Genomic DNA, 11581 nt, shown 5'->3' with positions numbered 1-11581 from the left:
GCCTCCCCTTGGTAAGGGGGGGTTGGGGGGGTTAAACGAATATATTGTCGCAACAAACCGTTGACAAAACTGCTGAGTCCAGAAAAGCCGTTTTCTTTTGCTAGTTGAACGGTGGTGTTGACGGCGGCGGAGGGGGGAATATTGTTGAGATATTGGAGTTGATATAAGCCTAAATGTAGGATTGTGCGTAGATCTGGCGGTTGTTGGGAGGCTTTTTTGGTGGCTAGTTTGTCGATGATAAAGTCGATCGATCGCATTCTCCTAACGCTACCGTACACTAATTCTGTGACTAAACGGCGATCGAGGTCGTTGAGTTGAGAATTGCGAAAAGTGCGATCGAGTGCGACATCTGCAAATGCACCTCGGCGGTGGACTTCGCGGAGTGCGAGAAAGGCTATTTGGCGGGGATTTTGCATGAAGGATTGTTGAGATGTCAAGTTATTATAGGTGATTCAAATACCCGGCGGTTGAAACGGCGGTTGAAACCGCGTCTACACACACAAAACCCGACGGGAGCGGGTTGGAGAAACCCGGCGGTTGAAACCGCGGCTATACAAACAAAACCCGACGGGAGCGGGTTGAATTTCTTTTCTCCCGTCCGCGGAGGCGGACATCGTTTGTGTCGCCGCGATTTCCAATCGCCGGGGGCTCAATTGTAACCCCAATTTTTAATCGCCAATCGTTTTTGTCGCCGCGATTTCCAATCGCCGGGGGCTCAATTGTAACCCCAATTTCCAATCGCTAATCGTTTGTGTAGCCGCGATTTCCAATCGCCGGGGGCTCAATTGTAACCCCAATTTACAATCGCCAGGGGTCTCAATCATCTCATAATTGAGTCTCAAATGTCCTCTGGGTTTATGCCCATTTCTCGGAGTTTTTCTGAAAGGCGATCGGCTTTTTGCTGTACTAACTCTTTGTCTTGTCGTTCTTGTTCCATTTGTTGCTGTGTTAGTTCCATTTGTTGCTGTGTTAATTCCATTTGTTGCTGTGTTAGTTCCATTTGTCGCTGTGCTGATTCCTGTTGTCTTGACAACTCCACATAAGACAAAAACTTTAGTCCATCAGGGCGATAAATTTCCAAGTCTCCCGATGCAGTTTGAAAACGGATCTGCAAACGCGGACTCACCCAACCATCCATTAATTCAATATAGTTGAGTTTTCCATCAGAACGCAGCCAACCAATTAATTCATTATCCTCTGGACTGTAGACATAATATTCTTCGACTCCATAATCCTGGTAGAAATTAAACAGCTTAAACAGTAATCCCATCCGATTTCCGGGGGAGAGGATTTCAAAGACAACTTGCGGGGCGATATTATCTTCAAGCCACTGTTGGTAGGAACCTCTGTAACCTTTGGGTCTGCCAAACACTACCATCGTATCAGGTGCTTGGCGAGTTTTGTTGTCTCCTTCGACGGGATACCACAGCAAATCACCTGCTACAAAGACATTTTCGTTATCTTTGTATAAGGCATCTATTCCACCTTGAATGGTGACAATTAGTTCAAACTGTTTAGTATTGTCTGACATGGGTTTGCCGTCACTGTCGGGGTAGATGATTTGTGGTGAGGTTTTAGTTGGAATTGTTGCCGTCATGGGGATGAGTCCTTTGCTAGTATCATCAATTTCTATTTTATACCTATTTCAACACAACCTGCGTTTGCTGGTTGAATAAACCCGGCGGTTGAAACCGCGGCGACACAAACAAAACCCGCCTTCGCGGGTTGAATTTCCTTTCTTCCGTCCGCGGAGGCGGACATCGTTTGTGTCGCCGCGATTTCCAATCGCCGGGGTCTCTTATTCTTATTCTATTTTTCCTGACACCAACGGTTCTAATAAAGTGCGTTCTTCAATGGGAAGTTCTAGCAAAACTCGTCTATCGCCCTTGGTTTCCTTATAGCGGACAGCGGCATTCAGCAGGCGGATGGGAATTTGGAATTGTTCGTAGTTGCTGGTTGGTTCTTGCCACAATTCTAACCAAGTGCGGGCGGCTTTGTCGCTGACCATTTCTGAGATTAGCGCGGGGATGTTTCGCACAATTCCCTGTCCTAAAATTGAGAGATATTCGTGTTTTTCGTAAACTGCGATCAGGCTGGCGATCCGAGTTTGAGTTATGGTTCGATCGTGCGTATTTGCGAACAGGTTGCGGATAATTAACTCGACATCTTCGGAACTAGCTTCGTCGTCTGGTTCGAGGCGTTGGAATGCGTCGTCTAAGGCGGCGATGCCTTCATCCCAACGATTTAATCCGAGAATGGCAATGGCACGATTGAAGAAGACATTTGCGCCTTCCTTACCAAGTTCGAGCGCTTTATCGCAAGATATTAAAGCTTCTTCATAGCGGCCGAGATTATCTAGTACCCAGCCTCGTTGAAACCAAGCCCACTGATAATTAGCATCAACTTCGATCGCCCGATCAAATGATACTAAGGCTTCATCATAGCGTTTGAGGTTATCAAGTACATCGCCTCGATTAGCCCAAGCCCACGGATCATTAGCATCAAGTTCGATCGCGCGATCGAAGGATGCTAAAGCTTCATCATAGCGTTTTAGGTTGTGAAGTACATTGCCTCGTAAAGCCCAAGCTAATTTATTATTTTCGTCAAGTTCAATCGCGCGATCGAAAGATACTAAGGCTTGATCATAGCGTTTTAATTGAATGATTCTAATGGCTCGCATATACCAAGTGAACTTATCATTAGGGTCAAGTTCGATCGCGCGATCATAAAATACTAAAGCTTGATCATAGCGTTTAAGACTGTCAAATACACTACCTTGATAAGCCCAAGCCCTCGCATAATTCGAGTCAATTTCAATAGCTTTGTCTAAACATTCCAAAGCTTCATCGTAACGTTCCAGCCTATTTAAACAGCGCCCCTTTTCCGACCAATCCTTTGCCTCGCCGCGACTTTCTACCAATTTCTCCACATATTCTAAAGCCGAAACATCATCTTTCTGTTCGCGACAAAATTCAATCTCATCAAAATAAGCCTTCAGCAGCGGATCTTCCTCATTTCTCTCCTTCTCCTCCAGCGCCCGCCGATAATATTCTCGTTCCATCACAGCATCAGGCGGAATCGGTTTCAAATCTTCCCAATACTCAAAACGACTTTCTTTCTCCGCAAAATCAACATCCGCCATCCTCAATCCCAATCGCTGCTGCAACTCTGCCTTCGTATACCAAACCCGCAAAAAATCCACAAATAATCTAATTGGTTCATTGCGCTGCTTCTTAACTTCCAAACAAAAACGCATCAGCGGTTCCCGCAATTCGTACCAAGACTCCCGCCCGATTTCTTCAGCTTTCACATAACCCTTTTGCCGTAAATCTTTCAATTGACTCGACGCAGTTTGCTGAGTAATAAAACAGCGTTTAGCAATTTCTTTTACCGGGGCGGCGCGGCGCAAATCAGCCAAAAAATCCACAATCTTGCGCTGCTGATTTGAGATATATTTCATCCGATCCTGATAATACGGCGTTAAATCGTCCAGCATCGCCATAAATGCTTCCACCAGTCCATTGAGAGATTCGCGATTCACCAAAAAATCGGAGAAAACCATATAGATGCGGGGACTGCCGCCAGACAGGAAATGCACGACTTTAATCCGATTTCGCCCCGTTGAATTTTGAATAAAATCTGCTAATTCGCTCTTTTCTTCCAAGCTAGCAATCTGGTTTAATAAATTTACCGCATCATCGAGTGATAATTCATTGAGATTATGAGTGTAAAAAAAGCCATAAAAAGGCTTATCGCGGCTTTCAATGCCATCAAACAAACTTTGCGAAGTTGCCAAAATCGTCAAAAACCCATGATTTTGAATGTAAGCCCGAAACTGCTTTTGTCCGATATCGCCCAACCCGCTAAACACATCATCCAAATTTTCCACAATTAACAGTAAAGTGCGATTTTCAATAAAATTTATCAATAATTGGGCGGCCTGCGATTCCGCATCCTCCGGCGACAAATCATAAAGCGCTTCGACAGCATCGTGTAGCTGGGTGCGATATTCTGCCGGATATTCTTTGCCAAGGGCGCGCAATATGGCAATCAATAAATCCAAGAAAGATGCAATCCCATATTCTTCTTCTCGCAGCCATGCAATGAGCAATTTTTCCTGCAAATCCTCCATCTTAGCAATGCGGTGATAAATCAGGGAAACTAAATGAGTTTTGCCAATGCCGCGCGGGCCGATGAGTAGTTGATAATGTTTGTTATCTGTGAGTGCGCTCTCCCGGATGTTATCTACTAAATAGTTTGCTAATGCGTGACGCTGTACTAGGATGGCTTCGAGGGTTTCCGGTGCCATCAAGCTAGGAGTAAATCGAGAGATTATTGTACTTTTCATGGATTGATTTTGTTGGTTATTTTATCGGTGAGTCCGCTAGTCTGTCCGCCCGCTAGTCTCTCCGCTAACCCGCTAGTCCGCTCTTAGAATCAATTCCCTGTCTCATAGCGAAAGTCCTCTGAAAGAGGACTGAAGAAGTCAGATTATTTCCAGTTGCATTGGAATGATTTTTTAACCGCAGAGGGCGCAGAGGACGCAGAGGGAGAGAATAGAGAGATGAATAATTCTAATGCTACCGGATATCATTCACCTGGGAACTAGAAGAAAACTAAAGAACTCATTAGTCCTCATAGCGAGGACTTTAGCTTTGAGGCAGGGGTTTAAACCCCTGCCGGATTGTGGGATTACGAGATGTCCGAACTGCCGGATTCTGCTCAACATCTCAAAGATTTCCAGTATTTTTTAATCAGCGGATACCGAAATTGATATCTGCCATCTTTCTTATAAATATAGTAATCCTGCTCCAAAAACCTTAAAACTTTCCTCGCCATTTCCTTATCTTGAGTTTCCGACTCTTGCTTGATACCAGCAAACAACTCATCAAAAGACAAAGAATCGCCCGCAGCCGCCAAAAAATCAAGCAAATTCAGGGCATAAGGACGCTGTTTTTCATCGTAGTAAGTATCAACTCGCTCCCGATAATGTTCCATTTTCCAAGGATTCAGCGGGTCATCCAAACAATCAAGAATGATTTGCTCAATCGCTGGGATATCCCCCAAACCGCCGCGCAATTTGAGTTTCACAATTAAGTGATGGATGTAGAAAGGAATATTACTTAATTTATCGGCAATAAAAACCGCTGTTCCTTGAATATCCGGTGTTTGAATATTCTCGCCTTCCAGCAATTTGCGAGCTAAATTCGTGGCATCTTTAACAGATAGCGGCGGCACATCTTGGACGTACATATCATTAATTGGGTCGTTTGTATAACCCGCTTTTCTGAGCACGCCAAGGACGTGATGCAAGCCGATCGAACCTGTATAAACCATTCTCACGGCCGGGTACATCTGCCGGATCGATCGCAAAGTATCGAGCAATTCCATCGCCGCTGCATCGCCGATATTGTCCAGCATATACGGCACTTCATCCCAAAACAAGATGACTCTGCGGTCTTGATTTTCGACCAAATCGGCAATGGTTTCAGTCAGCAATGCTTTCCAGTGAGGCGCGGCAATTTCGGGTAATTTGAAACCGCTAAATTCTGCTCCTCCCAAGTGTTCGAGCAATCCGCGAGTTTTCTTGGCTGTGCGATTAAAACCTGTTAAATAATCTTCGACATCTTTAAAGACTTTCTCGACAAATTCTAAGGGAGATTTAACATCTTCCAAGTCACGATAAATCGGTAATTTATCTGCGGTAGCTTCCGCTTGCATCTTCTTAATTACAGACGTTTTGCCCATCCGGCGCTCGGCACTCAATATGACACTTTGCTGCTCTAAAATTCCCCACAAATCTACAATCAGCTTGTCTCTACCCATGACTTCTGCTGGCGCAATTGCTCCACCGGGATTTGCTTTCATATTCTCTCCTTAATTATATTCCCAAAATATACGTTGTTTTTATTGTACGTCAAGTTTAACGTATATTGTAACTCAACTTGACTGGTTCCCCGGCAGAGCCTGGGAACTGATGTCTACAGGCTCTGCCTCCCTTATTTGGAATCGAGGCAGAGCTTCCAAATCTACCTCCCGAGGCAGAGCCGGAGAATGAGAAAAAAGGATATAAAAATCTGCAAAATCTTCTTGACGTTTTGTTACAATACGCAAAACTTGATATTTTAAACTATACTGAATGACCTTCTTCAACGCCTCCGAACCTTTAATCCGCTCCAAACAAGAACATCTCGACGTACAAGACCTCGCAGGCCTGTTGCGCCTCCGCTGGCAAGTCGGAAATATTACTCTTTTCTCAGGATTTTATACCCGCATTGACCAAACTTTTCTGCTTTGGGCTTTGGTGACGGCGGGGATTTTTTTCACGGCTCAGTTTGTCCCGCTTAGTTGGAGCTTTCAGGCGATTTTGTGGTCAACAGTGACTCTAATTGGCACTGGGGTAATGGCGGTTTTGACTTTGTTTTGGGTAAAGGTGGAGCGGGTTAGCTGGATTCTTTACTCTTGGGCGGTTTTGATGGTTTCTGGTTTGATTTTGACCGATTGCAGTATTTTTGCGGGTTGGGGATTTTGGTTGCTGCATCTGTGCGATTTGTGGTTGGGGTTGAGCGCGATCGGCTATTTTTGTACTGGACTCGGTTTGCGATCGCGCACTTTTATCCTGATCGGGCTAACTCATTTATTGAGCATACCTCTATTAACCTTTGTTGCCCCTTGGCAATATCTAACCACAGGCATAATTATGGCCGGATGTTTGCTGTTACTCTCAGAGTTGCAGTGGGATATGCGATCGCCGATCGACAATACGTTGCTGTGCGAAGAACAGAAAGAATTCAACCGAATTCAACAGCAACGGCGGCAGTTCGGCACGAATGCAGCCAAATAACTCAAAAATCTTAACAGTCAGCAATCTGAGAATTCGCTGAAAACTCACTTAAGCTGCGATCCCCGAACCTAAGTCTGAGGGAGGATTCCAAAAGTGCGATCGATCTCTTAATCAAAACCGAAAAGCATCTTTTTGACCGAAAAAGTGTAAAGAATTCTGTACAACAGGTCACAATTTAGAGAAATCGCAGACAATAGAAATATACAGCATAAATAAAAAATCAACCTTACCCAGAACAGGAGTTTTGTTGTTTTACCTGTGAATCGCCAACCTAAGGAGAACGGTGTCCGGGAGGCGACTGGCGAAAAATGCTGTACTTGCCACGATAAAAGTTAATTCTGGTTGACAGTAGTTGTCAAAACTAAAAAGTGGTGCAGGGTTTTTACCGTTTCCCCTGCTTTGCAGTCTCCGAGGAGAGGCTAAACCCTCTACTAGAACAGCCTGAGGAGATTGGCACAAACTTTGACAGTTTGTCAGGCGGATGTTTGACTCACATTGTTTAATAAAATTCAGGAAATGCTCGCTTAGCACTATGGCAGGACTTTAAGATTAAATAAGTCCTGCTTTATCATAGGTTCGATCGTTCGGACTTTAGTCCTCCATCTTGAATTTAGAAAGAAAGGACGCTCAGTCCTAACTACAAACTTGTAAGTTATGTTTTACTCGCTACGTGCCTTTTCGCAAAAGAGTGCATCTAACTTTTGAAGCCTGAAGAAGCATGACCGTATATAATTTATTAGTTCTAATCTCATATTGACTGCGGTCATGCTTCGCCCCTACAGATATATTTGTCAAACCCAGATACACTATCGCAAAATCTCTCGCACTTCCATTAAAATCAGTCCCAACATATTTTTGCCGCTGCCATCTTTCCCACAACCCCAATAGTAATCTCCTGGTGCATTTTCGACTATTTCTTCATCCCCGGTAGCGAGTAAAATTTCGCGGATATCGGCATGAGTTTCAAATTTGCGTAATACGCATTTTCGCATGATATCATCTTTGACTTGTTCCCAATCTTGGCGCAGGGGACGAGAGCGTTCGCGCCCCATTTTTGCTGCATCTTTCGGCATTTTTGCTTGGCGAATTTGGTCGCAGTGTTCCGTTTCGGGAAACTTTTGTGCTTGAAAATAATGTTCGGTAGTCGGCCAGTATTCTCCGTCTAACTCGAATCCGTGACGGGAAAAGTTAGAGAAACTACCGTATTCGCTGCGAGTGCCGTAAAAGTAAATTGTCATAATATTTTGTGAGATTTTATGATTTATTACGCATCTTACACTACCTATAATTATGCCATGATTTACAATCAATATTTGGGTGTGTTACAAATTTTTATTAGAATTGTAAAAGTTTTTTTACCAGAAATAATTGGTTGAAAGCCGGAACCCTTTTAGAGATAAATTAAAAGCAGAAGATTTATTACTCCAATCCTCTTCCTTCTTTTGTAAACTGTCAAATGTCAACTGTCATCCACAGGTTATAGCTAATCATGCAGCTTAAAATTCAAACCTTCACTGTTCGCAAGCGGTTTGCACTTACCATAAGTCGCGGTACAACAGCCCAAAGTACAAATTTGTGGGTAAAATTAACACACGAAGGTATCGAAGGTTGGGGAGAAGCATCGCCCTTTTCCACAGGTTCTAAGCCCCAAACTACCGAGAGTCTGCTAGCAGCTTTGCAGGAAGTTGCACCGCTACTAGAAAAGTTTACTCCGTGCGATCGCCAAAAAGTCGAACAAATCTTCACAGAAATCGAGTTACCCTCCGCCGCCCGCGCCGGCATCGACATGGCAATGCACGACTGGCTGGGCAAAAAAGCAGGCTTCCCGCTGTGGAAAATGTGGGGATTAGATCGATCGCGCATTGTCCCCACATCCGTCACCATCGGCATAAATTCGCCATCTGGTGCCAGAGACAGAGTGCGCGATTGGTTTGGCAAAGATGCGACAGATCCCGCCAGCATCAAATACCGCGCTGTCAAAATCAAGTTGGGAAATCCCGAAGGAATTGAAGCAGACAAAGCTATGTTAATTGCAGTATTAGACGAAGCGCCGGCTAATATTAAAATCAGTGTTGATGCTAACGGTGGTTGGAATTTGAAACAAGCAATAGAAATGTGTAGCTGGCTGGAAAAATACAACATAAATTATGTCGAACAACCGCTTTCACCTGTCGCGGATATAGCTGAATTCTCGGAACTGTACCGTCAATCGCCGCTGCCAATTTTTGCTGATGAAAGTTGCTTTAATAGTTCGGATATACCCAAGTTAGCGCACTGCGTCCACGGCATCAATATCAAAATGATGAAATCCGGCGGATTGAGCGAAGCAATGCGGATGATTCACACCGCAAAAGCCTGCAATCTGCAAGTAATGTTCGGCTGCTATTCCGATAGTGCGATCGCAAATACCGCAGCAGCCCAACTTTCGCCCCTCGCCGATTATTTGGATTTGGACAGTCACTTGAATTTACTAGACGATCCTTTTACGGGTGCAAGCATCGAAAATGGGTGTTTGCTGCCAAATGGGCGATCGGGATTGGGAGTGCGGCGAATTGACATTGTAGAATAGAAGTATCGTTAAACAGTTGACAGTTGACAGTTGACAGTTGACAGTTGACAGTTGACAGTTGTAGGGTGCATCGCCACCAACCATCGCCAATAAAAATTGACTATCGATGAGCGACGCACCTTACTCACAGTTGATAGTTGACAGTTGAGAGCGAAGTTTTTAGGATGGGTATTTACAGCCCACTATCAAAACATTTAGCCTCAATTCGATGGTTTTCAACCCATTAATTTTGAGATAAACAAATCTGGAGATACTATGATGCCAGTAGAATCAATAGGACAGGGAATTGATAGAGAAGCTAAACTTTTTTTTGAAGCACACAAGCCGCCGACTGATTTAATCTTTGATGATGGTGCAGAAATGGAAAGCAACCGCCACCGCATAGCAATGACCGTTTTAATCCGTTCCGCAGAACAAGGTTTAGCTCACCGGAACGATTTTTTTGTCGGTGGCAATATGTTTATTTATTACAGTGTTAAACAGGTTCGCAATCAGGATTTTCGAGGCCCGGATTTTTTCGCTGTGTTGGATGTTGACAGCAATCCTTCCCGACAAGGCTGGGTAGTTTGGGATGAAAATGGACGTTACCCAGATGTGATTTTGGAACTGCTATCGCCGTCAACTGCTAGTCAGGATCTAGGCAAAAAAAAGGATATTTACGAACAGATTTTCAGAACTCCTGATTACTTTGTTTTCGATCCTTTCGATCCAAATTCTTTGCGGGGATGGCATTTAGATCGCAATCAGCGCTATCAACCGTTAGTACCCGACGAGCGCGGTTGGCTGTGGTGCGAAACGTTAGGTTTTTGGTTGGGGACTTGGGACGGAATTGTCGATCGAGAAACAGCAACTTGGGTGCGTTTTTTCGATGAATCCGGCAATTTAGTTTTGTTACCTGAAGAAGCTGCTCAACAGCAAGTCGAAGCTGCTCAACAACAAGCCGAAGCTGCTCAACAACAAGCCGAACAGGAACGCCAGCGAGCCTCGCTACTAGAAGCCAGATTGCGAGAGTTGGGAGAAGATCCGAATGATATTACCCTGAACCCCAATCACAGCTAACACCGACTCGATTTGAGATTTTAGCTCTAATCTAAAATCTCAAATCGCCTATCTTAAAAGTGAACCAATGACTGAAAACTATCCTATCAAAAATGGTAAAGTTGCTATCTTGCTGCACGAGGGAATTCTCGGCAATTCCGGCAAAACAGGCTTAGCATTTCTGCGCTACAGCGAAGCACAAATTGTAGCAGTAATTGACCGCCAATGTCCGGGACAATCTTTATCTGAATTAACTGGTATTCCCCAACAAGTACCGATCGTTGCTTCCGTTGCAGAAGCACTGCAATTTGCGCCGGACATTCTACTAATTGGTATCGCTCCATCCGGCGGTATTTTGCCGCCGGAATGGCTGCCAGAAATTAATCAAGCGGTAGCAGCAGGTTTGTCGGTTGTCAATGGTTTGCACGCGAAACTTGCACCTTTGATAACGGTTCCGTTAACCGAAAATCAATGGATTTGGGACGTGCGTCAGGAACCGAAGTCTGTTGGGGCGATCGCCTCTGCCGCCGCTGCTAAATTAAGCTGTCGCCGCGTGTTAACCGTCGGTACAGATATGAGCATTGGCAAAATGTCAACTTGTTTGGAACTCAATCGCACTTGTTTGCAGCGGGGTTTGCGTTCCAAATTTTTAGCAACCGGACAAACGGGTTTAATGATTGGAAATGAAGGCATTGCTTTGGATGCCGTGCGAGTTGATTTTGCTGCCGGTGCTGTCGAACAAGCAGTGATAAAATTGGGTTTGGAATGCGATATTCTGCACGTAGAAGGGCAAGGTTCGCTATTGCATCCGGGTTCGACGGCGACTCTGCCGCTGTTGCGGGGCGCGCAGCCAACTCACTTAATTTTAGCGCACCGAGCCGGACAAACTCACATTCGCAATCACCCGCACGTATCGATTCCTAGTTTGTTGAAAGTGGTTGAATTGTACGAAATGGTGGCCGCTGCTGCGGGTGCTTTTGTTGGGGCAAAAGTCAGCGCGATCGCTCTGAATACTCATCACTTAACTCAGGCAGAAGCGCTGTTAGCAATAGCAGGAATTCAAGCAGAAACGCGATTGCCTTGTACCGATCCGGTGCGGTTTGGTGCGGAGGTGTTGCTGGAGGCGATCG

General features: G+C 44.8%; 9 protein-coding genes. 4 read left to right on the top strand and 5 right to left on the bottom strand.

What is annotated here, in order from left to right:
- The 4 genes from QT974_RS22080 to QT974_RS22065 all read right to left on the bottom strand — a co-directional run.
- A partial coding sequence (locus QT974_RS22080) for a transcription antitermination factor NusB (protein WP_333470565.1) occupies positions 1–416 on the bottom strand: 416 nt, incomplete at its 3' end.
- A gap of 422 nt (positions 417–838) precedes the next feature.
- Positions 839–1597 (bottom strand): Uma2 family endonuclease, encoded by a 759-nt coding sequence (locus QT974_RS22075; protein ID WP_333470563.1) that lies wholly within the window; start codon positions 1595–1597, stop codon positions 839–841.
- A 207-nt stretch (positions 1598–1804) separates the two neighbouring features.
- On the bottom strand, positions 1805–4348 hold the full coding sequence (locus QT974_RS22070) for a tetratricopeptide repeat protein (RefSeq protein ID WP_333470562.1): 2544 nt from the start codon (positions 4346–4348) through the stop codon (positions 1805–1807).
- 374 nt (positions 4349–4722) lie between these two features.
- The gene (locus QT974_RS22065; RefSeq protein WP_333470561.1) at positions 4723–5868 is read right to left on the bottom strand and encodes a hypothetical protein; all 1146 of its coding nucleotides are present in this window, start codon (positions 5866–5868) and stop codon (positions 4723–4725) included.
- Positions 5869–6139: 271 nt separating this feature from the next.
- Here QT974_RS22065 and QT974_RS22060 point away from each other — a divergent pair, with 271 nt between their 5' ends.
- Positions 6140–6844, top strand: a complete 705-nt coding sequence (locus QT974_RS22060) for a hypothetical protein (protein WP_333470560.1) — start codon at positions 6140–6142, stop codon at positions 6842–6844.
- A gap of 806 nt (positions 6845–7650) precedes the next feature.
- Here the strand turns inward: QT974_RS22060 and QT974_RS22055 are convergent.
- On the bottom strand, positions 7651–8082 hold the full coding sequence (locus tag QT974_RS22055) for an NADAR family protein (RefSeq protein WP_333470559.1): 432 nt from the start codon (positions 8080–8082) through the stop codon (positions 7651–7653).
- 251 nt (positions 8083–8333) lie between these two features.
- On the opposite strand from QT974_RS22055, the gene QT974_RS22050 reads away from it, so the two are divergent.
- The 3 genes from QT974_RS22050 to QT974_RS22040 form a co-directional block, all read left to right on the top strand.
- Positions 8334–9413 (top strand): dipeptide epimerase, encoded by a 1080-nt coding sequence (locus QT974_RS22050; protein WP_333470558.1) that lies wholly within the window; start codon positions 8334–8336, stop codon positions 9411–9413.
- A gap of 255 nt (positions 9414–9668) precedes the next feature.
- Positions 9669–10472 (top strand): Uma2 family endonuclease, encoded by an 804-nt coding sequence (locus QT974_RS22045; protein WP_442933200.1) that lies wholly within the window; start codon positions 9669–9671, stop codon positions 10470–10472.
- A 67-nt stretch (positions 10473–10539) separates the two neighbouring features.
- Positions 10540–11581 (top strand): DUF1611 domain-containing protein (locus QT974_RS22040; protein ID WP_333470557.1); only part of this gene is annotated, 1042 nt, incomplete at its 3' end.

Origin of the sequence: Microcoleus sp. BM001215392 (assembly GCF_036700185.1) — a bacterium.
Classification (GTDB): Bacteria; Cyanobacteriota; Cyanobacteriia; order Cyanobacteriales; family Microcoleaceae; genus Microcoleus.
The sequence above is the reverse complement of the archived record's forward strand: the minus strand, read 5'-3'. Positions and strand labels throughout refer to the sequence as shown.

What these genes read in the sequence shown, in the direction of transcription:
- QT974_RS22075 (WP_333470563.1), bottom strand. Translation starts at nt 1,597, where the DNA reads ATGACGGCAACAATTCCAACTAAAACCTCACCACAAATCATCTACCCC.
- QT974_RS22070 (WP_333470562.1), bottom strand. Translation starts at nt 4,348, where the DNA reads ATGAAAAGTACAATAATCTCTCGATTTACTCCTAGCTTGATGGCACCG.
- QT974_RS22065 (WP_333470561.1), bottom strand. Translation starts at nt 5,868, where the DNA reads ATGAAAGCAAATCCCGGTGGAGCAATTGCGCCAGCAGAAGTCATGGGT.
- QT974_RS22060 (WP_333470560.1), top strand. Translation starts at nt 6,140, where the DNA reads ATGACCTTCTTCAACGCCTCCGAACCTTTAATCCGCTCCAAACAAGAA.
- QT974_RS22055 (WP_333470559.1), bottom strand. Translation starts at nt 8,082, where the DNA reads ATGACAATTTACTTTTACGGCACTCGCAGCGAATACGGTAGTTTCTCT.
- QT974_RS22050 (WP_333470558.1), top strand. Translation starts at nt 8,334, where the DNA reads ATGCAGCTTAAAATTCAAACCTTCACTGTTCGCAAGCGGTTTGCACTT.
- QT974_RS22045 (WP_442933200.1), top strand. Translation starts at nt 9,669, where the DNA reads ATGATGCCAGTAGAATCAATAGGACAGGGAATTGATAGAGAAGCTAAA.